This window comes from Mesorhizobium sp. LNHC229A00, assembly GCF_000502415.1.
In the GTDB taxonomy this organism is placed as follows: domain Bacteria; phylum Pseudomonadota; class Alphaproteobacteria; order Rhizobiales; family Rhizobiaceae; genus Mesorhizobium.
On sequence record NZ_AYWQ01000011.1, the window covers coordinates 14943 to 35840 of the forward strand.

14 protein-coding genes and 2 pseudogenes are annotated in these 20898 nt (G+C 60.4%); 10 read left to right on the forward strand and 6 right to left on the reverse strand.

What is annotated here, in order from left to right; genetic code table 11:
- Nucleotide 1: 1 nt before the first annotated feature.
- Both X742_RS149140 and X742_RS149135 read left to right on the forward strand, forming a co-directional pair.
- On the forward strand, nt 2-802 hold the full coding sequence (locus X742_RS149140) for an ABC transporter permease (RefSeq protein WP_023773520.1): 801 nt from the start codon (nt 2-4) through the stop codon (nt 800-802).
- Complete coding sequence (locus tag X742_RS149135) at nt 799-1875, forward strand: ABC transporter ATP-binding protein (RefSeq protein ID WP_023773521.1); 1077 nt, start codon at nt 799-801, stop codon at nt 1873-1875. Before X742_RS149140 ends, X742_RS149135 begins: the two co-directional genes overlap by 4 nt.
- Nucleotides 1876-1953: 78 nt before the next feature.
- On the opposite strand, the pseudogene X742_RS1000000172725 reads toward X742_RS149135, so the two are convergent.
- Nucleotides 1954-2298 (reverse strand): annotated as a pseudogene (locus X742_RS1000000172725) (tyrosine-type recombinase/integrase); the annotation flags it as partial.
- Nucleotides 2299-2814: 516 nt separating this feature from the next.
- Between X742_RS1000000172725 and X742_RS149130 the strand changes: the two are divergent.
- A complete protein-coding gene (locus tag X742_RS149130) occupies nt 2815-3051 on the forward strand; it encodes a hypothetical protein (RefSeq protein WP_023773522.1) in 237 nt (78 codons plus the stop codon).
- Between the two features lie 129 nt (nt 3052-3180).
- On the opposite strand, the gene X742_RS149125 is transcribed toward X742_RS149130, so the two are convergent.
- Together X742_RS149125 and X742_RS149120 are read right to left on the reverse strand one after the other, a co-directional pair.
- Complete coding sequence (locus X742_RS149125) at nt 3181-5175, reverse strand: HWE histidine kinase domain-containing protein (protein ID WP_245275580.1); 1995 nt, start codon at nt 5173-5175, stop codon at nt 3181-3183.
- 580 nt (nt 5176-5755) lie between these two features.
- Nucleotides 5756-6028 (reverse strand): hypothetical protein, encoded by a 273-nt coding sequence (locus X742_RS149120; protein ID WP_023773525.1) that lies wholly within the window; start codon nt 6026-6028, stop codon nt 5756-5758.
- Between the two features lie 380 nt (nt 6029-6408).
- Between X742_RS149120 and X742_RS149115 the strand changes: the two genes are divergently transcribed.
- The gene (locus tag X742_RS149115; RefSeq protein ID WP_023773526.1) at nt 6409-6849 is read left to right on the forward strand and encodes an ion channel; all 441 of its coding nucleotides are present in this window, start codon (nt 6409-6411) and stop codon (nt 6847-6849) included.
- A gap of 159 nt (nt 6850-7008) precedes the next feature.
- Here the strand turns inward: X742_RS149115 and X742_RS149110 are convergent, their stop codons facing one another.
- Nucleotides 7009-9651: a glycosyltransferase gene (locus X742_RS149110; protein WP_023773527.1), complete on the reverse strand. Its 2643-nt coding sequence runs from the start codon at nt 9649-9651 to the stop codon at nt 7009-7011.
- Between the two features lie 1019 nt (nt 9652-10670).
- Here X742_RS149110 and X742_RS0137520 point away from each other — a divergent pair.
- From X742_RS0137520 to X742_RS1000000172740, 3 genes and pseudogenes are all read left to right on the forward strand, one after another.
- The gene (locus tag X742_RS0137520) at nt 10671-11522 is read left to right on the forward strand and encodes a hypothetical protein (protein ID WP_156939414.1); all 852 of its coding nucleotides are present in this window, start codon (nt 10671-10673) and stop codon (nt 11520-11522) included.
- 43 nt (nt 11523-11565) lie between these two features.
- Entirely contained in the window at nt 11566-12303 is a 738-nt protein-coding gene (locus X742_RS1000000175855; RefSeq protein ID WP_084569579.1) for a hypothetical protein, read from the forward strand.
- A gap of 368 nt (nt 12304-12671) precedes the next feature.
- A pseudogene (locus X742_RS1000000172740) lies at nt 12672-13664 on the forward strand (PAS domain-containing protein); the annotation flags it as partial.
- A 120-nt stretch (nt 13665-13784) separates the two neighbouring features.
- Here the strand turns inward: X742_RS1000000172740 and X742_RS149105 are convergent.
- On the reverse strand, nt 13785-14906 hold the full coding sequence (locus X742_RS149105; protein WP_023773530.1) for a PHB depolymerase family esterase: 1122 nt from the start codon (nt 14904-14906) through the stop codon (nt 13785-13787).
- 1302 nt (nt 14907-16208) lie between these two features.
- Between X742_RS149105 and X742_RS1000000174105 the strand changes: the two genes are divergently transcribed.
- Nucleotides 16209-16634: a hypothetical protein gene (locus X742_RS1000000174105; RefSeq protein WP_156939415.1), complete on the forward strand. Its 426-nt coding sequence runs from the start codon at nt 16209-16211 to the stop codon at nt 16632-16634.
- A gap of 565 nt (nt 16635-17199) precedes the next feature.
- Here the strand turns inward: X742_RS1000000174105 and X742_RS149100 are convergent.
- Nucleotides 17200-18297, reverse strand: coding sequence for an ABC transporter substrate-binding protein (locus tag X742_RS149100; protein WP_023773532.1), 1098 nt, complete (start codon nt 18295-18297; stop codon nt 17200-17202).
- Between the two features lie 478 nt (nt 18298-18775).
- Between X742_RS149100 and X742_RS149095 the strand changes: the two genes are divergently transcribed.
- Together X742_RS149095 and X742_RS1000000171540 are read left to right on the forward strand one after the other, a co-directional pair.
- On the forward strand, nt 18776-19252 hold the full coding sequence (locus X742_RS149095; RefSeq protein ID WP_023781563.1) for a YidB family protein: 477 nt from the start codon (nt 18776-18778) through the stop codon (nt 19250-19252).
- A gap of 559 nt (nt 19253-19811) precedes the next feature.
- Complete coding sequence (locus X742_RS1000000171540) at nt 19812-20321, forward strand: EF-hand domain-containing protein (protein WP_051407660.1); 510 nt, start codon at nt 19812-19814, stop codon at nt 20319-20321.
- The last annotated feature ends 577 nt before the right edge of the window (nt 20322-20898 follow it).

Genomic DNA, 20898 nt, shown 5'->3' on the forward strand with positions numbered 1-20898 from the left:
TATGCTGCTCGACTATGACCGGCTCGGATGGCTGCGCGTGGCGCTTGTCGGCTTCACCGCGGCAGTCGCGGCTTTCCTGTTGCTGCCGGTGGTCTTCATCGTGCTCCTGTCATTCGGCTCATCGCGCTGGCTGGCCTTCCCGCCACCCGGCTGGACGCTGAAATGGTACCAGCAATTGCTGGCCGACCCGACCTGGATCGATGCCGCGCTGACGAGCGCCCGGATTGCCGCCATGGCCGCCATCCTCGCCGTCATCATCGGCCTGTTCGCCTCCTTCAGCCTGGTCAGGGGTGAGTTTCGCGGACGACAGGTCCTGCGCGGATTGCTGTTAACGCCGATGGTGCTGCCAGTCGTCGTTTTCGCCATCGCCATCTACGCCTTCTTCCTGCGCATCGGCCTTGCCGGCACCACGGTCGGCTTCGTCATCGCCCACACCGTCCTGGCGCTGCCTTTCGCACTCATCCCGATCACCACGGCGCTTGAGGGTTTTGACAAATCCATCGAGGACGCGGCCATCGTCTGCGGCGCCAGCCCGTTGCAGGCGCGGCTGAGGATCACCTTGCCGTCGATTAGGATCGGCATCTTCTCGGCTGCGATCTTCTCTTTCCTGGCCTCATGGGACGAGGTCGTGGTGGCGATCTTCATGGCAAGCCCGACCTTGCAGACCTTGCCGGTGAAGATCTGGGGCAGCCTGCGCGCCGACCTCAGCCCGGTCGTCGCCGCCGCCTCCAGCCTGCTCGTCGGCCTGACTCTCTGCCTGATGATCGTGACCGCACTCCTTCGCAGAAAATTGTCCAGATGACCCGACCCTTCCTGTCGATACGCGCGGTGAGAAAGACGTTCGGCGCCTTCGTCGCCGTCCATGACGTCACCATCGATGTACCCAAGGGGGAGTTCCTGACGTTCCTCGGCCCGTCGGGCTCCGGCAAGTCGACCACGCTCTACGCCATCGCCGGTTTCCAGGATCCGAGCTCGGGCGATGTGCTGCTGGAGGACAGGTCGCTGCTTTCGGTGCCGTCGCACAAGCGCAACATCGGCATGGTCTTCCAGCGCTACACGCTGTTTCCGCATCTGAGCGTCGCCGAGAATGTCTCCTTTCCGCTGCGCGTGCGCCGCCGGCCCGACGGCGAGATCAGGCGCAAGGTCGCCGACATGCTGGCGCTGGTGCGCCTCGAAAACTTCGCCGACCGCCATCCGGGCGCGCTGTCTGGAGGCCAGCAGCAACGCGTGGCGCTTGCCCGCGCGCTCGCCTACGACCCGCCGATCCTGTTGATGGACGAACCGCTGTCGGCGCTCGACAAGAAACTGCGCCAGGAGATCCAGGCCGAGATCCGCCGCATCCATCGCGAGACCGGCGTCACCATCCTCTATGTCACGCACGACCAGGAAGAGGCGCTGCATCTTTCGGATCGCATCGCCCTGTTCAGGGAAGGCCGTATCGAACAGATCGGCACCGGCGAGGATCTTTACCTCCGGCCGGCGAGCGAGTTCGTCGCCGGCTTCATCGGCAACTCGAATTTCCTGCCGGCAGAGCATTTGGAAAGCACGGGAGGTGCGTCAACGATCCGCCTCGCCGACGGCTCGATCGTCACCGGCGTCAAGACGACAACGCTCTTCGGCCATGGCCAGAAGGTCCGGCTGATGGTGCGCCCGGAGGCCTTCCGCCTCACCCCTGGGCCGGCGAGCGTGGCACTTGCCGTAGAGATCGTCGATACCGCCTTCTTCGGCGACCGCCGGCGCGTCGTGGCCCGCATCGCCAGCGGGCATGAAATCGATGTTAGGCCGACCTCCGATGCAGAGGGCGCGATCAGCGCCATCGCGCCGGGTCAACGTATCTTTTTCGATCCCGCTACCGCATTCCTGTTCCCGGCCTGATGGCGCGGATGATTCAAAACATTTCGATGTCCTATTGAGATCCGAAGGAGCGCTTCCAAGCATCGGCTTGCGGGTCACGAGCCGCACGACGCGATCCATACCCTGAACCGCCAGACGAACCCGCGATGCCTCGCGTGAATAGAGTTCCGCGCGATCGATGTCGTCATGGCCCAGCACATCCATGAGCTGTCTGGTCGAGGCCTCTGCCGCGGCGAGATAGACGCCGAGTGACTTCCTCAACCCGTGCACCGTCAGCCCATTTGTAAGCCCTGCAAGCTTGCACCAGTGCGCCATGGTCCCAGTCAGGGATTTGGAGGAGAGGGGCTGGCCACAGGCGGTTACCAGGACGGTTTCGCCGCGCTTGTCCGTAGCCTCAAGGATTTCGGCAAGCATGGGTGTGATCGGTACGAAAAGCCACTTGCCGCCGGCCATCGGCGCAGCATGTAGTTGATGGCCTTGGCGAGATCGCGGTTGCGTGAGAGCTGGGCAAGGTGGGCGATCCGCCAGGGCGTGAAGGTCCTCCCAGCAGTGGAGCGCTACGCTCCTGGCCGGGCGCAAGCACGCGCTTCAGCGCTCAATCCGTCGATCTCGCGCTCCATAGTGCATCCAGGCGCTGCACGGCCTCCAATGCGATCGGGTAGATCGCCCGGGAGGGTATCGCTTTCTCGCCGAGGGCTCGTTGGCCGTTACTACACGATGGCGCACAGAGGCGAAATCGGGCAGGAATGCGCTGATGTCAGTTCCCAGCCGTAACCTTGTCCGACTAACGTCCGCCTCCCTGCTGATAGGGTTTACGGCGCTGATGGCTATCGTGGTCACAAACTTCTGGCTTGGCCAGAGGGCGCAATCCACAAGAGAACTTCGCAAGACACGCGACGAGGTCAATGCTCTCAATACCAGGCGAGCATCGCCTTATCGTCGCCGGTCTTCGGGTATGCCATGGGGCAGTTTGCGGCCGATTGGCTCGACGGCAAAAGCATCCCGCAGGCAATGGATATCCTGCCTATTGCACTGACAAGCGCCAACCTTGAGCAGTACGATGCCGACTTGCTGGATCCAGCTTCGGTTTATGCCGATCCGGCACGCCGTAACGACTACCTGAAGATGTACGGAAATACCTGTTACGACAGCCGCAACGAGTATGTGAATTTTCCTTGGTCGTCAGAGCTGAAGTGATCCCTTGGCTTGAGGGTCGGCGTGTCGCAAGGAATTCGCAGCAGAAACGGTGCCTCAAAAGCGCATCCCAGGGTTGTGTGCGCCAAGTTCTGCACCTGCGCCGCAGGGAAAGCTTCGCTGGGAAGATCTCTACATTTCGCGTCCGGGAGTATCGTCGTTGTCCATCGCGGGATTGAGCGGAGACGCAGAATTCACTCGCATGGTGCAGACCAGTCCCGATTTGTAGAACTTCAGAGTGACGCGTCCTGAGGTGCCGGACGAAAACACGCGCTCGAGGAGCTGCGTGCCGAAGCCCTTTCGCTCGACCGGTTCAACAGGCGGACCTCCCCGTTCGCGCCATTCCAGATCGAGCCAGCGATGCTGTTTTTGACCGGCAAGCTTGCACCGAATGGACACCGTGCCGGTTTCGTTCGACAGTGCTCCATATTTTAGCGCGTTCGTCGTAAGCTCATGAAAAGCCATGGCGGCCGAAAGAGCGACGTTCGGTGGTAGCCAGACCGACTCGCCGCTAATCTTGAAGCGGTCGATCGGTGCGTGTGAGCTGACCGATGTGGCAATCAGATCCTTGACGTCGGCGCCACTCCAGTTCTGCTGGATAAGCAGGTCGTTGGCCTTGGCCAGCGAGACGAGACGGCTGGAGAGCGTGCGTCCTGCTTCAGGCAGGCTTGTGGCGTTGCGCAGTGTTTGGGAGGCAATGGACTGAACCACGGCAAGGATATTCTTCACGCGGTGGTTCAGCTCATTGGTCAGCAATTTTAGCTGCTCCTCGCCGCGTTTGCGTTCCGTGATGTCGAGACTGATTTGCACGGCGCCGATAATGCCGCCGCCTGGGTTGCGAATTGGGCGTGCGCTGGAAAGTAGGAAGCGCTCGACACCCGACGGCAGCGTGTAGGCGAACTCTTCATGATCCGTCAGCTGCCCGCGCATGGCGCGGCTAAGAGGGCGGTCTTCGCGGCTTACTATGTGCCCGTCCTGGACGGCGACGGTGTCGATGACGAGTTCGGGCCTGCCGAACGATTTGTGCGCGTCCGTCGGCAGGCCCATAAGTTCGGCCGCGAAGCGGTTGCGGATAACCTGAAGAGCCTTCGGATCATAGGTAAACCAGACTGCCGCCGGCGCTGTCTCCAACACCGCCTCCAACTCGTAGCGCCGTTGGGCGATCGCCCGCTCTGCATCCACCATTGCCTGGGCGATGGCAGCGAACTCCCTAACCGAAGTCGACAGGGGTTCGACGCTGCGGCCATGACCCAGCGCTGCGGCCCGTCTCGCCAGTTCAGAGGTGGCCTGCGTAAATCTCTTGCCGACGAAATATCCCAGGGCAACGGAAACAAGAAGCGACAGGAGACCTATCCCGCAAATCGCGGCAAGCGAGCGCCAAAGCGGCGCCTGCACTGCTGAAAGCGGCACGTTCGCGGTGTAGAACCAATCAGATCGCGGAGACCTGTAATAGCCTGCCAGCAACGTCTCTCCTTCGAAGTTCCGGGACGTGAATGAGCCCGAGCGCCCGACTATCTTTTCCACGTATTCGGGCAATCCGCGCTTTCCCGTCCATTCTTCGTGCAACTTGGATCGGGCTACGTAATTTCCGTCGCGATCTCCCACGCCCACAGTCCATCCTTCCGGGACGGCCGGCATCAAAACATCGCGGATCCGGGCAGTCGGTACAGAAAGCGAAAGAAGCAGGTCTTCCCCCTTCGGGGCGGGCACCCGAATGGCAACAGCCACGCGGTATTCGCCTGAGTCCTTGCCGGTGAAGACACCGCTGACGAAAACACCGGAACGGTTGAGTGTCTCGACGTCGACAGCTTCTATCGCGGTGACCGGCGGCAAGGCGGCACCGTAGCCGATTTCGGTGTTCATCAACTGATTGCGGCCAAGATCGCGCAGGACGATCATCCGGTTCGTCCCATGGACAAGATCGAGCGCCTCGCGGTGGAAGGCTTGCAGATCGCCGTTGGCGAGCGCGGCGGATTTGGAAAGGCCGTCGAGGATGGTGTGGAGATTTGCCAGCTCGCCCTCTACGACGAGCGACACTTGCCGAGCCGTTTGCACGGCGTCCTGCTCAAAACGATATCGTTCATGCAGTGCATATTGGCCTAGCAGATAGCCGGCAAAGAGCCACACCGGGACAACCGAGGCGGCAGTCAAAGCAAGCAGGTGCGATCGAACTGATCGACGAGGCAAGTCCGTATCCAGTGCCGGCGCAGGAACACTCAACCATAATCAGCGGACCAGGAACAGCAAGCATTAGTTCAAGTGAATGTAGTGCCGTTGGGCTGGCCGTCCCGGGAACCGCGCAACTGGTGCAAGCATCACGTGGTGTGGCACGGCGTAGCGCTGCGTGGCTCCAGCCACAGCCGTCCCGTTCGCGGCCGGTGTGGCGTAAACTCAGTACGGGGTGGCGCACGCCATATCGTGCTATCGCCGCCGGTTACCTGCCGCGGGCTACTCTTTCGTCACGCCTTCCCGGGGTCGGTCAAGGTGTTGCTAATATACACCACTCGACAGCATCTCTAACCGCATCCCGCGCGGAACCGCTTCCATCCGCCATCCCGTTAGCGTCAAAATGACGGCGAACAATGCGAGTGGAGGCGGTGAGATGGACAAGCGGCAAGATACAAAAACCATCGAGCTGTGCTGTCTGCTAGCCGTGCCGGTATCACTGCTCCTCACTGTGGTATTCGCTGGGATGGTCCTTGGCTGACTAACGCGCCCTGGGCGTCACTCGCCGCACAACATCAAGCGCGACCGTCACCACCGGGCCACCCAGGCTGACGGTCACGGCGTCTTTCTCGACCCGTGTGACGCTGCCGATCAGTTCCATGGTCTGGCCTTTGAGGACCTTCGTGGTGCTATCCCGAACGGAATGCGGAAATCCGTAGGTCGGTATCGACACGCTGATCCTGTCGTCAGTGACGCGTCGAATTATGGTGGCGTCGATCGCCACCTCATCCCCGATGTTGAGGCCGCTAGCCATGCATTGGACTCTGGTGCGGCCGGCGCGAGCGTCAAGTAGCGAAACCTGGGCTTGAGCTTATCGCGACATGAGTACGCAGGGGATAACTTCCTCCGCGGTCGGACTTTCAACAACGTCCCGGAAACGTCGGAGCTGACGTCGTTTCGATCCACGAACTTATTTTCGGACGCTAAAGCGCTCGGGATCAAACGTGAGGAAGTCGATGAAGAGGTCGACAGCCTGTATCGGACATCCTCTAGTGGATCGTGCACTTCGATCCCGGTCTGCCCGAGCTAAGTCGCTCGCGTAGACTCGTTCCTAAAGCGTTCCAGAAAAACAGACCTTCACACAGGCACTGAATCGCGCGATCAACACGAAGCTTCCTTGAACGGTGCATCGTCATGAACGTCATCGCAGTCAGTCTCGTATCGCTCATTCTGGCGATCGCGTGTGTTCTAGTCCACTATGAGGCCTTCAAAATGGTCGCAAGCTCTGCCCGTTCAGCCGAGGTCGGCGGGTTCCCGAGCCGAGGACGACTGTTGATCGTAATCTTCGGAGCACTTGCCGCGCATACGGTGGAGATTACGTTTTACGGTTTCGTCTTCTGGGGCCTCCATAGCTACGGGCTCTTAGGCGAAATCGTCGGAGAAATTTCCGGCGGCTGGATCGACTTCCTGTATTTCTCCGTCACCAATTACACCACGCTGGGAGTGGGCGACATCAGAGCCGAGGGTCCGCTCCGACTGATTGCTTCGTCGGAGGCGCTCACCGGCCTGGTGCTGTTGAGCTGGACCGCCTCGTTCACCTACCTCTCCATGGAGAATTTTTGGAAGAGGAGGTAGAGCCAGCCAGATCATTGGTCCGTCTTGGACGTGAGGTCCACGGAAGCGAATTCCCAGGCGTTCGCAGAAGGCATGTTGCCAATCCTTCGTACCGTTGGAATGGCCGTTTTAAATGCCTTTTGCCCGGGCGATGCTTGATTGCGAGGCGTGGATAGGGCCTTAGCTGATGGCGCAATTCGCGAGGCGCTCGACAGCTTGCGCCATCTGGGATTCGAAGCGCTCTCTCATTCCGAGAGCCAGGTTAGCGTTCCGCGTGGACTGAAGCGCCTCGCCACGCGCTTGCTCATCGTTGAGCAGCCGATCGATGGCCGCGGCGAATTCAAAAGCATCGGATGTCGGCGTCGGCGCAGGGGGCTGGAAATCCGGAGGAAGCCCACGAAAGGCAAGTGGCGACGCGACAATTGGACGACCGGCGGCGAGAGCTTCCAGCGCCTTGATTGCAATTCCCGCGCCGGCAATGATTGGCATGGCGACAAGACGCGCCGACTTATAATGAGGCGCTAGGTTCTTTACGACGCCAAGGTATTGGACCTGGTCGTGCAGCAGGCGCTCCTGCTGCGCCACTTTTTGTATGCTCCCGACCACTTTGACCGATCGCGTCGGATCCAGTTTGGGCAATACATGATGCACAAACCACGAGAGGCTGCTCACATTTGACTGGTTGTCGCTCGCGACGATGAGCACGTCACACTCAGGAGCGACCTCGTCACACGGATGCAGGAAGATCGAGGGTTGGCAAAGCAATACTCTTGATCCTTCCGAGCCGAGGTGAGCGCGGAAAAAGGCCTCTTCATCAACGTTGATGGCACCGATGACATCGGCGCGGCGTAGATACGACATCTCGTCAGCGACGAGGTCTTCGAATGCGTCTTCGATACCGGTCGAGCGATTGATTTCCCGTCTCAGGATTATCTGTCGAGCCTGCAAATCATGCGTCTCCAGCCACACAGGAGAGCGATGCTTGAGGGGCTTGATGAATGGCAGATGGAAATAGTGATTCACCAGAATGAAGGAGAAGCCTCGATCAAGGCCGATCTCTCTCACAATGGACGGGAGGGGGGAGAGCCTGGACTGCTCCGCCAGATAAACGGCTTGGCTTCGCCGTTCCGTGTCAATATGCAAAAGCCTGCGTTGCAATGACCCGACCACGCCTGATCGCCGAGCGGACACACAAGTGAGCACAGCCGAGCTGGAGTCGCGGTCGGTCAGGGCGGCCCGCCAGGACATGCGTTGCGCCTTGCGATCGCGATCGGAAACGACGATTACCTCTATGACCGGCAGTCCCCTGTCGGCCAGGTACCGCAGATGCTGATCGAACACCGTGGCGCTGCCAGTCGCGAACCAGGACGGTCGCACATACAAGACTGGCTTAGGCAAAACGATCGGCTGTGATGGGGTGCAAAGCCAGGTCGCAGCCTCGGACCAGCGGTTCCAGGTGCCCCCTGAGATCCGCTCGCGCGCCCGGTGGGCCAGAGTATCGGGAGAAGAGGAATCGAGCAGCTTGACGGCCTCGTCTGGCCAGGCACACCAGTTCGAAATGAATCGAGACGACGACGGCGCCGGATCGGTTTCCGCCGCGATTCCTTGAGAGGCCAGCACCGGCCGCCCTGCAAGAGCAGCCTCGATGAATACACGGCTGACGCGGCAGCGATACGCCTCGGCATCATATGGAAGCAGAACGACGTCCGACAGGTATACGAGCTGGAGATAGGCAGAGGCCGAGAGTGGTCTCTCGATGACGATCACATCCTTCCGGCTCTTCAGCGCCAGACATTCTGAACGCAAGCTGTTCGGCCAGCGAGCTGCCTGGATGACGAGATCGAAATCGCCCGATGAGCCGTCAAGTGCGCAAACTATAGAGCGAAGCTGAGTGCCGCCCTTGTCCGGACGTAACGCCCCTAGGCAAACGGCCAGGCGCCTGCCGGACTTTTTGCGCTGCGACAGTTCTGTGAAGATTAGAGCCTCTTTGGCAGACAGCTCGTCCGCCTCCACATGCTGTCCCGCCGCGATCATGCCCAGAGATGCCACTTCGTCTTCGTCGAAGACATCTCCAAAATCGCACACCGGCGCGTCCAGCAGCTTGGACATCTCCATAGCGAGCAGCGGGTTGGTTGCGTAAAAGCGTATACCGGCTTTCCAGCCGGAGCCACGGAGGCGGTGTGCCAGGCAATCGAGGTCCAGAGGACGATACCAATTTGCATAAAGGCGCGGATCTTCATGAAAGACGCACGCCATTTTGGGCAGCGGTCGCGCCAACAGCACAGGCAAGGCAAGTAGCTCGGCCAGCATGGCCGGGGTCGCCGTCGGTACCAGCAAGCTCAATTCGCCCGATGTGTTGTCGATCTGGCGGGCTACGCTGCGCACGAAAGGCGAACAGGTGTCGCGCGTGGATGACCGGCCCAGGGCCGCGCTCGTCGTCCGCCATAATGCATAAGGAAGCAGAAGGACGAGAATTGCGGGCATGGCCATGACCGCCAATGCGGCTCTACCAGCCATCAGGACAAACCGGTCCGGGCCATTGACGGGATCGTTAACCAGCCGCTTCAAAGCCTTCAGAACGGGTCGCAACCCTCGCTCAAGCGCGCGCGATAAGCCGGTCCGGCGGTCTTTTCGTTCATAGTAACTCCGCGGGAAGGTCGGCCGGATTTCGGCGCCGTTGATCGTCTTCGGGCCGGAATAGGCGCGATGCGCAAGGACGAGGCTCCCCCACCCCAAACCAGCGCAAGTGGCGATCACCGCGCGTACATACCGAAAAGGATGACCGGCCTCGTCATCCAGGTGTGGCTCGACAATCAGGATCATGCGGTTCGTCACCGGCAAGAGCTGCTTCGAATGAACCTGTCCATGATGAGTCAGTCCCGCTGTTGATGGCCCGGGCGGGCACCTCGTAGTCGGTCGCGCGATCGCATCCGAACTACTTCCTGTGTCCCACGGAAGGTCTCTTCAGTTCAAGGCCACGCAATCCGACACAAGAAGCGATGGATCCGCGCCAGCCAGCGCTCACAATGGCCATACTCCCGGAGGCGTGCTCAGTGGATGCGGTGTTGGTGTTCAGTTGCTCGTTCCGGTGGCAAAGACGAAATTGAACATCAAAGATCCTGAGCAGCCAAGCTGCAGCATACGCGACTACGGTCCGGCGCGGCTCGCCAGCTGTATCATGCGGCGCCTGCGTGTTCAGTTCCTGCCGTTCGAGCCCGAGTGAAGCGATTGCCGCCGAAGGTGATTGCGTCACATATCAACGCGACGAAATCGCCAGACGATGTGGGATTGGCGATCGTTGATTTTTCCGCCTGGATGGACGGGCGCCAAGGGCGAATGCCAAGCGAGGCAGGCATTTATAGAACGAATCTCCCGTTCGTTCGAATGATGGCAACCGAGGAACGAGCAGTTAGGTTCCTACTGATGCTTTGGCGCGCGCGGTGGTGTTTCGCTGCTTCGCGCTTTTGCTCGGCTGCACCAGATGTTCGACAGGTGGAGATGCAATGCGGTGAGGGCCGCGGTCTTGAGGTTCAGCGATGGGTCATGTGCAGAGCACCAGGGCAAATTTTTGCCTCGCTGCGTTCAGCTCGATTGGACGATGGACTTCGATTTTGCCGCACGAGACACGCGGAGGAAGGGCCGGGGCGATTTTCGCCCTCTTTCCGTTATGCCTTGTTTTGCTGTTCGCATCTCCGGCTCACTGTCAGCGGGCGCCTGACGAGTCAGCGGCTCTCCCAGCTAGCGACAGCACGTCGGATGCATTTGCAGAGCACGTCGATGTCGGCAAAGAGCCCGACAAGGCACCGACAAGGGCATTCGGATCCCCCGCACCTAGAGAGCTGGTGCCAAGCGAAGCACAGGCACTCGACGCAGAGGCGCAAACGCCGCCTGGCGAAAATCAGGAGATGTTGCGACGCGAATTGGATGCCGCACGAGCGGAGATAGCCAAGCAAGCACAAGCTCTGAAAGAGCAGCAGCGAAAGGACGAAGCCCTTTCGCTCGATCTGCAGACGGCGCAGCGCGCCATCGAAAGCTTCAGGGCCGAAGCCACTCTCTGGGGCGGTGAGAAGCCCGCCGCCGCAGCAACCCAGCCCTCCAAGGACGTCCCCGAGACTGCTGTGACGCAAGCTCTTAACGACGAACGGCACAAGGTTGAGCTCTTGTCCCAAGAGCTCACAACGGCTCACCGAACCATCGAGGCTCTCAAGACAGCCTCAAATGCGGTCGCCGTCGAGCTGGCCGACGCCAATAAGAACCGTGAGGCGGCCGAAGCAGTTCTACGGCAAGCCGGAGAAGCGCTCAAACTGGAACGCAAACGAGCTGATTCAGCTGCCCGTGACCTCGACCTCGTTCGCAAGGAGCGCGACGCTTCAAACCGGACCTCGGTCGGGTTAAGCGCGGCGCTGGAAGAAGAACGTGAACGGGCGACCGGTCTGGCCCTGAGCTTGAGTGCCGCGCGCGAGGCAATCGACGACGTCGCAACCAGGAACCGGGTTGCGGCTGCAGCGCGTTCGCGAATGATCCATAAGCCGGCAGGTGTGGTTGCAAGCGCACCACCCAGATCAGGTGTTGAACCGAGGCGCAAACCGGGCTCGCGAGAAAAACAGAAACAGGCTGCTGTCTTGGCCCCGATCTCTCTTCCCCTCGCGTTGCTGCCGACCCGACCACCGAAAGGGCTCGACCCGCGCCAGTGAACAGACCGTGGAGCCCGAATCCATGCCGAAGGTCAACCTAACAATGAAACAGTACGTCGCAGCCGCCCTGATGATCGGGATTGGAGTCGGACCTGCCTGCGCTCTCGACAAAGGGGTAGGTGCCAGCGTCGGCGGAATCGGAGTCGGCGCCGGAGTAAACGCGGGTTCGCAAGGCGCATCGGTCGGGGTGGGAGCGAGCGTCGGCGATGCAGGGCGATCACATGTCGGAGCTTCGGTTGGCACGGGCAAGGGATCAGTTGGCGTTGGCGTTGGTGCCAGCGGCAATGTCGGCAACGCAAGCGGAGGCGTTTCGACCAGTATTGGTACGGGCGATGATCCGGCGGCCGACGACGGGTCGCCTACCGCTAGCGGCAGTCCAGCCACCACACCCAAAGGAACGGCTGGGCCTACGGCCGCTGCGTCCGCGAGGGGCGGCAATCAATCGATCGCCTTGCCACCGATTCTCAAGCCTTCCATATCTGGTGACGGCGGCTTCACCGACGGCTATCCTTTCAAGCTTCAGAGACCCCTGAGAGCGAAGCCCGGTATACCGGCTGCTGTTGTGCAAGCCTGCCGCTCCGCGATCACATCCGCCGCCACACCGCTTGGCGCTGTCCGCGTCCGGGCGTTGAGCGCAGGGTTGTTGCATCGGCGTGGGGGTACACTCACAGCACCAATCAAGGTGCAAATAGACTATAGGAGGCAAGGGGGCGTCGAGGTTCGGCAGGCCGAGGTCGATTGTCGACTGGACAGGGCGGGCAGGGTCACGGCGATAAAATGAGAACTGGTTGGCCACGTTCGAACGGCGCGCTCCGCGACCGGAGGTGACACCCGCCGGGGGGCTTATGGTTCGTCGCAGGAAACGCCCGAGATCGACGAGACTCACCTTCGAGGGTGGTCAAGGTGTCGACCATAACTGACCACGCCCACGATGCTCAGTCTGCCCGGTAGGTTGCACATGTTAGCTGCATCATAGCTAATTGTGCCTCGCCTCGAGTAAACATTCCCAAGAACCGATCGCGTGGCTTTACTCCAGCAACCAGTCCGGTTCGAAACATCACATTGGAAACCTTGTAGGAAGTCGGGCGTTATCGCTGGTCTCTGTCAAGTGAGCAAAGAGTGCCTGACAACTTCAAATCAACGTCAGCCCTGCATGGCGACGCGCCGGCGGCAGCAGCCACCACCGCATGGGCGGATCGCAAGGAGTTGGCATCGGCGGCGTTCGAGCGCACGCGCATGCCCATCGTCATCACGGATGCTCGGCAGCCTGACAATCCCATCGTGCTCGCCAACAAGGCCTTCCTGGATCTGACCGGCTATACATCCGATGAAGTCCTGGGTCGAAATTGCCGCTTCCTACAAGGGGAGGGAACATCGCCCGCGGCCGTTGCGGAAATTCGAGCGGCGATAGAGCGTGAACGCGAGACGAATGTAGAGATACTGAACTTCCGCAAGGACGGATCGCCGTTCTGGAACCAGCTACATCTGAGCCCCATAAAGGACGATGAAGGCGGGCTTCTCTACTACTTCGCGTCGCAGATCGACGTTACCAAACATCGCATGATCCAGACCCTGGAAGCGGCGGAGCACCGCCTCCTGATGGAGGTCGATCATCGCGCAAAGAACGTTCTGGCGGTTGTCGATGGTATTGTTCGGCTGAGCAAGACAGACAGTGCACCGCTCTATGCCGCGGCCGTTCAACGCCGGGTCCAGGCTTTGGCGGTCGCACACGCCCTGTTGGCCGAGTGCGGCTGGCGCGATGTGCCGCTGGACGAAATCGTCTCCAGGCAGGTCGCCCATTTCGCGTCTGGGAGGACAGCAATGACCGGTCCTGAAGTTCTGATCCCAGCGGTGGTCGTTCAACCACTGGCTCTCGTCGCCCATGAATTGATCGTTAACGCCGCCACCCATGGAGCTCTCGCCCAGGATACGGGGCGGTTGCAGGTCAGCTGGCAGGCGACTGGCCATCATGGCGGCTTTAACCTGCGGTGGGAAGAAAGCGGCAGACGTAAAGCTGGATCTCCGCCAGGGGCGCCCGGCTTCGGAACGACCATGGTCAATGCAATTGTCCAGAAGCAGCTTCAGGGTGAGATCCTGCGGGATTGGACATCGGACGGTTTGAAAATCAACATAAGCATCCCGGGCTGCCCTTTCGACAGCCAAGGGCGCCTGAGACGCTCGTTGTTCTCAGTCCCATTTCGCATAGCGACACGGCAGGCCGGCCCCCATAGACGAACATTTTCCAACAAGTCTAGTCCCGAACTATTTCATCAAGCCGGCAGCGCGAAGGGCGCTTTCGATAACCTGACCAGGCCCAGCGGTCGGACCGCTGCTCGGTCCGACGGGCGGGTGCGCGACCACCAAAGGGGAGTGTCCGACCGATGTTGCCGGTAAACACGCATCTGGCGATGGGCCCGCAGAGCCCGCATCTTCAAGCCCCCAGAATCTGGAGATAAGCGAGGTGGACGATATGCCGGTGTCGATCACAAAGGATCCGCCCTGACTCAAGCCGTCCGCGGAGTCCACGGGTGTCCCGTGCGCCATGCCCGGGATCAGGTACTGCTCGATGACTTCCTCATTCGCAGCGTTCTTCCAGACGTCGCGGCGGTAGCCCTGATGCACCTGTGTCTCGCATTGCACTCTACTTTGCCCGAACAATGTGAGCCACTGCCCGACGAGCTGATCGGAGTTGACCGGACTGACTGTTGTGTCGGCGCTTCCATGCCAGACGGAGAGTTTCGGCCATGGTCCGCAGTGACCGGAAGCTTGCTGGACGGTCGTCGCCAATCGCCTCCCGGTGGGGCCGCCGTGCCCTCGCATGCGGTCGAAAGCCTGTGGCAGGCTATTGGCGCTGCCATAGGGTAGACCAGCTATTATGGCCCCGCCGGCGAAGACTTCCGGATAAATCGCGAGCATGGCGGCGGCCATTGCCCCGCCGGCGGAAAGTCCGGTGATAAAAATCCTGGTGCGGTCGATGTCGTGAGCGGTGACCACGGCCTCTATCATTTGGCGGATGGAAAGCGCCTCACCGGAGCCCCGTCGGGTGTCGACCGGGACGAACCAGTTGAAACAAAGATTGGCATTGTTGCTCCGCTGCTGTTCTGGAAACAGGACGGCAAAGCCCATGCGATCCGCCGTCCTCGACCAGCCGGCGCCGCGGTCATAGGATGCCGCCGACTGCGTACAGCCATGGAGGACAACGACCAGAGGGGCATGGGGTGCAAGATCCTTGGCCCGGTATGTCCAGCCTCGCAACTTTCCGGGATTTGACCCGAACGCCTGAAGTTCGGAAAAGCGCTCGTTTTGGTCGTGACCATCCAAGACGCCGTCGATCTGCTTTCGCCGAGCAGCCAAGCGTGCAACGGTATCGGCGAGACTTCTCATGTCGTTATCCTTTCGCGTCGATCCAGAGCGGGGCCAACAAGCGGAACGCCGTATTTTCAGGTTGGTTGCTGCAGTGCAGCATCAATTGCCTGCAACAAATCGATCCGCATGGGGTTTGCTTTGGATCGCCTGTGCGGAGAGCCCTCCGATCGAGCAGCAATGCGTCGAAAACGGACTGGCCGCCCCGCGACGCCTCGCCACAATTAGTTCCGCGCCGTCAGTATTGTCCTGCCTCAGCACGTCAGCAGCTGCCTGGTGGAGGGCCTATGCCTCTGCGAATAAACGCCCAACGCCTTTCTCAAGCCGTGCGGCGTTAGGCCTTCCACAAGTCCGGACAACCTGCCTCAACGGGCCATCCTCGGGTTAGGCGTTGCGCCGAGAAAGGCTCGCCGTCCGACGGTCACCAACACGCTTTCGCCGCGCCGGCAATGATTCCGGCTTCGGCCGAAGCAAGTCGAAAAGGGTTGACACGGAGCATGCCGTCTCGGCATCGACGACGTCCAGAAAGTGCCACGCGGGAGCGGAACATGAGAGCTTGCTAACGGTTCTACGTTGGTGGCTTTTCTAATTGAGAGAACGATCGTGTCAGCCTTTGAATTCGTCTACTTTTCTGGTCTGACGGGGAGTGATCTCCTGGGCGGTGTCGTCTCGTTGTTGGCGTGCTGTGTTCTCTACAACGTTATAGCGGAGGATCGCCCGCACCGGTGAGCGCGGAACCCAACAGGTGGTCCTAGATCGGCCGCTCTCCACATTCGAGGCGTCGCATGCGGATGATTTCTGTTTCCTATGGTGGGCCCTACACCGCCAGCTATCGTTGGCCCCGTCCGCTAGAATGTCCCAGAGAGGAGGGCGACCGATGGCCGATTGGCTGCGGGGCTGGCAGCAGAGTTTCGTCGGCTCGGCGCCCAGAGGAGAGTTGCCTGAAGACGCCGAGCCTAGCCAGCGAGATCGGCACGGGGCCGCGTCCTCTCGCCGGCTAAGAGGTTATGCACTCTCTTAGGCACTCGTGAAGCATTCGAATGCACTAAGAGGCCGAGACGGTTTCTACCTGAGATCCGATTTGCTGGGAGCATGTCCTTTCGCGAGGAACCAATTGGGTTGTCGACAAGGATCTGACCTTTCAGTGCGCGCACTGCAACGCCACTGTCTCGGAAGGGCTCCTGGGCCAAGGTCGTCACGACGTCCAGCTGCAAACGCTGCAATCAAAGGTGCGGTTCTCTCACTAGAGAGAAGCTTNCGAGACGGTTTCTACCTGAGATCCGATTTGCTGGGAGCATGTCCTTTCGCGAGGAACCAATTGGGTTGTCCAATCGTCTGCTCGACAAGGATCTGACCTTTCAGTGCGCGCACTGCAACGCCACGGTCTCGGAAGGGCTCCTGGGTCAAGGTCGTCACGACGTCCAGCAGCAATCGCTGCAATCAAAGGGTGCGGTTCTCTCACTAGCGAGAAGCTTGCGATGCTCCCATATTCGTAAGATCATCCCTCCGATGCTGACACCCGTTCATGCGCACCGTTTGATCGGTTCGGCCGCGTGTGCCCTGAGACGCGAGAAAGATCCCGCCGCCGAAGCCGATGCGGGCACTGGAAGAAGTGTGGAAGTGATCGCCGCCCAGCTTGCAGCTTCAGTTGCCGGTCTGGCGGTGCGGCGGCCGATTCATATCAGCCTGCCGGAGGCGAAGTGGGCGCGGGTGCGTTGCCGCCTTGGTTCTGCTCGGGGGCAACCTTAAGCGGCGTTGCTTGCCGCGACGCGTTTGATAAGGGCGCAAATATAAAAAAGGCGAGAAGGCCTAGAAAAACGAGCGCGATCACGACCACCGCCCAGCTCGCGATCCGAGCTGTACCCCGCCGTTCCTGATTGCGTGAGAGATCGTTGGTCATCTGACATCCTTTCGGGATCCATGATCCCAATCGGCTCCCGAACGTCAATTAGGCGCTGATGTTCCCTCCATTCGGAAACACCAAAGCTGTTTTCAGGGCTCATTGGAAAGAAACACTTTGCCAAAAGAGAGCAGCAGGCTGCGCACCAGGCAAGAGATCGACCAGCGCGTTCACACCTCAGATGAAGTGTGCGCTATCCGCTTACTTGGAAAGCGGGACGGAATTGACGCCGCGCTAGAACTTTATGGACGTGTTGCAATCGGCCTGGTGTCGAGGCAGTAGTCGCCGCTCACGGCTGGACCCCGTCAAGAACTGCGACGCCGTCGGCCACAGCGTGGAGAATGCTCCAAGTCATTGGATCGCCAAAAGCGACGGCACTGCCGCCGCCGCGAACTTCGGCCATCGAACTCCGCCTCATCCTGAATCGAGAACATGCCTGAATTGCGCCGGGTTGCCCGGGGTTCTTTCGGCGATTTGGATCGGCGCATCAGTCCACTGCCAAGCGGTCGTGGCTGGTGTGCGAAAGAACTGGATGTGGCCACGGGTGCCGGCAACTTCTATGTGCGGCCATGACTCTGCGATGCTGTTCCGATCAGTGCCGAAGGACCGTATTGCCTGAGCAAGTACGACGATCGTGTCGTACCCTTCCAAAGCGACGAAGGAGGGCGCCTCGCCCAACTTCTCCCACAGGGCCCTTTCGACACGTGAGCCTAACGGGTTGAGGTGTCCGGGTCGGTAGCGCAGGAAGGGGATCGCAGCGCTATCTTCGCCTAGCAATGTGGCCCATTCAGCGAATTCTGGTTGCCCAGCTGGAGCGCCGATCTTGAGCGTGGACAGGCGGCCGTCATTGCGAACCGACTTGACGATTGAGATTGCTGGCTCTGGCTGGCCTACGAGAAGAAGAAGGACTGTTGCGCGACGGTCGATGAGTTGGTCGCACAACATTGACGGGTCCAGCGAGCTCATGCTGATGTCCGATAAGGTCGCGCCGTTTGCTTTAAGGCGATCTCGCAGAATGTGAACGCCAGATGCCCAGTAGATACTCTGCTGCGATGCAACCGCGATCCGATCGTGGCCAGCTCGCGAGAGAAAGTCGGCATATATTTGCCAGCCGCGGGACTGCGGCGGTGCAAGGCGGGCGACCCATTTCGTTGGTTGTTCCGTTAGCCTGTCGAGTACGGCCGACGAGCAGAGAAACGGCAGGCCGAGCTCGTCGGCCCTGATGGCCGCCGCGCGAGCAACGACACTGTGATACTCTCCCGCTATCGCCACCACGCCCAAGCGAGCCAGGTCATCCACGGCCGCGACGGCCTTCTGCGGATCGGCTGCAGTGTCTCGGACGAGCAGCTCAAGCGCTTTGCCGCCGACCCCACCAGCGCCGTTGATTTCGCTTACAGCAAGCTGAAGGCCCGCGAGCAAATGTCTGCCTGCCTCAACCCAGCCGGGGCGGGTCAAAGGGACGAGTGCCCCGATTTTGGTCGCTTCGTCGGAGCCCGATCCAGTCGATTCCATTCAATATCTCCTGGTTACGCAAAGCTCGCCACATGCCCAGCTACAGCGGACTTGGCTAGACCGATAGAGACAGTCGGACCTACCTCCAACAATCTGTATCATCGCGACTACCGACACAGTCCCCCTGGATGTCCGATGCGGCGGTCTTGCGCGGACTGGCTGTCGGCCGGGCCTTTCCATTGTGCGCTACTTCCGATGCGCCAGGCGGAAAAGCGGGCCGCCTTGGCGCGGTTGCCGCAACCGACCATCGAGCACCAGCGCCTTGGTTTGGAGCGGCTGTCGTCGACGAAAAAACTCTAAGCACCAGCCCGAGCGGTCTGTCTTCTGCCCGCCCACTTCTGTCCCCGCGTGCAGGCCTCGTGATCCGGCTGGGATGGGAGCCGTCGCGGTTGCCAAGCCCTTCCAGATATTACTGCCCAATCCCGGAACTTTTGGCAGGCCGAGACCTTCTGCATATCCGAAACCATAGGAGGAACGAGTGGCCAATCTAGGAAAACTTGCGATCGCTATGCTGGGGGTTCTGGCTTATCAAAACCGCGACAAGATCGCGGAGGTAATCCGCGGAGCGGGAGAGCGCGATCCCCGCAACCCCCAGGGTGGGATACTGGACCAGGTGTCGAAGGGCGTTTCCGGCACCGCGCTGGGCGAAATTCTCGACCGCTTTAGAACTGCAGGTGCCGGCTCGAAGGTGGACTCCTGGGTTGGCACTGGGGCGAACCAGCCGATAGAGCCGCACGAGGTGGAAACGGCGATCGACGCGCAGACGCTGGAGGCACTTTCTCGCCAGACCGGCCTCTCGCGCGAGGAGCTGATTGCAAGGATAACCAGGGATCTGCCGGATGCTGTCAACCAGATGACACCGGATGGCACCCTCCCAGCAGACCAGCCAACAAATGCCGCCCCAGACCAGCGCAACCTGCTCGACGACGTGCCTTCCCGGCCGACGCAACGCTAGTTCCGGTTGACGCAAGCGGACTGCAAACGGTCAGTGCGAAACCAAGGAGATTGGATCGAGCGAGCAAGGCCAGCCAGGAAGGTATGAACAACCGAAAGACCTTTTGCAGATCGCCAGACTGCGAAGGGACATCTTGTCAGAGCTGCTGGATTCGCGCTGGCGCATCCTGGGAACGCCAATCCGGTTTGGAATGGATGCCCTGGTGGGTCCAGTGCCTGTCCTGGGCATGTGGGCCGGCCGGATACGGTGCCATTGCCGCCGACTTGAAATGCATTCATCCAGCCGAACTCTCGGAACTTGCAGCGGGGGTCTGCGCCAGCTCGTTGGGAATGGGTGCTTTCGGCCAATGGATGAAGATCGACCTTTGTTGCGCACCGGGCAAATCCGCGCGGCGATCAGTGACTGGTAAGGCCAGATTGCGACAAAGACAGCCAGGGCTTTGCTGGGATGATTGGAGCTATGCCGCTTTTGCGTCCGATGCCCAGGAACCATGAACCGAGCTGCTGGTTGGGACAGCACGCCGGCTGGTCGGCTTGGCAATCATCAAAGGAGGAACCCAATGACACGTTCTGTCACAACTGCAGTATTGGCTGCCGCGTTCGCTATGCTCGCCTCGTCAGCGTTTGCTCAATCCGCGGATGCTCCCAAGCCTGTCTCACCAGCCCAGGATCGGCCCGCGGGTGAAGCCGGACAGAACCAGCAAGCAATGCGTCAAATGATGCGCGAGATGATGGATGAGATGCTGCAGGAGAGAACAGCAAAGGACCGAGACCCCGAGGCGGATTGGCGACAGAGGGGCCCGAAGCTTCCGGACGAAGAAATGGGCGAGCGTGACCCGGGACATATGAGGCATGGCCGCAGGGCGGGCGCCGATATGATGCAGAGTGCCAAAATGAGAATCATGTTCGCTATCATGGACACCGACGGTGATGGTACGCTGTCGCGGACGGAGGTTCAGGATTTCATCGGGCGGATCTTTAACGCTGTCGACGAGGACGGCGATGAAAGCGTCGACATGCAGGAACTCCAATCGTTTTTCCGACCCGGAGGAGACCAGGACCGACGTTAGAGCCGACGGGTTGTCTGTCCGAATCTAGAGGCCACAGGAGATGGCTGGAGCGCGGTGTTTGGCTCCTCGCCGTCCCATGCTCCGCTGATCCTCGCTTGGATCAACGGGGTAGGACTTGCGCAGGCTCGCACGAGGCTGTGCGCCAGATCCGTCGACACGACGACCATAGAGGCTGCAGATGATCTGGTGGAGCTCACGCCGCGCACCGCCATTGAGGAAGTAGCGGGGCGACCTGAGGAAATCAGACTGTTCAGCTGGCTCAGCGCAATTATGGCGCGACATCGGAAGTGAGAGCGCCGGGGCCGCCGACCCGCTCCCAACCTGCAGGCACGTCAAACAGCCCTTCCGCCCTCAATGCACTCAGAAGGCGCCACGTCTTGCTCGCCCAGGCAGTTGGGGGACGCTCGTCGCGGTGTTCCTTCCAAGAGTGCCGCTCTTCAGACCCCGATGCCGGCTTCATGACCTCCTTGCGAGCGCGCCATCCAATGCTGAAATTGCTCGGCATGATGGAAAAGCAAATTTAAGTACTTTCTACTAGGGTCGGCCGAGGGTTTGTCCCGGGAAAGGTATTTGGGTC

What these genes read in the sequence shown, in the direction of transcription:
- X742_RS149140 (WP_023773520.1), top strand. Translation starts at nt 2, where the DNA reads ATGCTGCTCGACTATGACCGGCTCGGATGGCTGCGCGTGGCGCTTGTC.
- X742_RS149135 (WP_023773521.1), top strand. Translation starts at nt 799, where the DNA reads ATGACCCGACCCTTCCTGTCGATACGCGCGGTGAGAAAGACGTTCGGC.
- X742_RS149130 (WP_023773522.1), top strand. Translation starts at nt 2,815, where the DNA reads ATGGGGCAGTTTGCGGCCGATTGGCTCGACGGCAAAAGCATCCCGCAG.
- X742_RS149120 (WP_023773525.1), bottom strand. Translation starts at nt 6,028, where the DNA reads ATGGCTAGCGGCCTCAACATCGGGGATGAGGTGGCGATCGACGCCACC.
- X742_RS149115 (WP_023773526.1), top strand. Translation starts at nt 6,409, where the DNA reads ATGAACGTCATCGCAGTCAGTCTCGTATCGCTCATTCTGGCGATCGCG.
- X742_RS149110 (WP_023773527.1), bottom strand. Translation starts at nt 9,651, where the DNA reads ATGATCCTGATTGTCGAGCCACACCTGGATGACGAGGCCGGTCATCCT.
- X742_RS1000000175855 (WP_084569579.1), top strand. Translation starts at nt 11,566, where the DNA reads ATGAAACAGTACGTCGCAGCCGCCCTGATGATCGGGATTGGAGTCGGA.
- X742_RS149105 (WP_023773530.1), bottom strand. Translation starts at nt 14,906, where the DNA reads ATGAGAAGTCTCGCCGATACCGTTGCACGCTTGGCTGCTCGGCGAAAG.
- X742_RS149100 (WP_023773532.1), bottom strand. Translation starts at nt 18,297, where the DNA reads ATGGAATCGACTGGATCGGGCTCCGACGAAGCGACCAAAATCGGGGCA.
- X742_RS1000000171540 (WP_051407660.1), top strand. Translation starts at nt 19,812, where the DNA reads ATGACACGTTCTGTCACAACTGCAGTATTGGCTGCCGCGTTCGCTATG.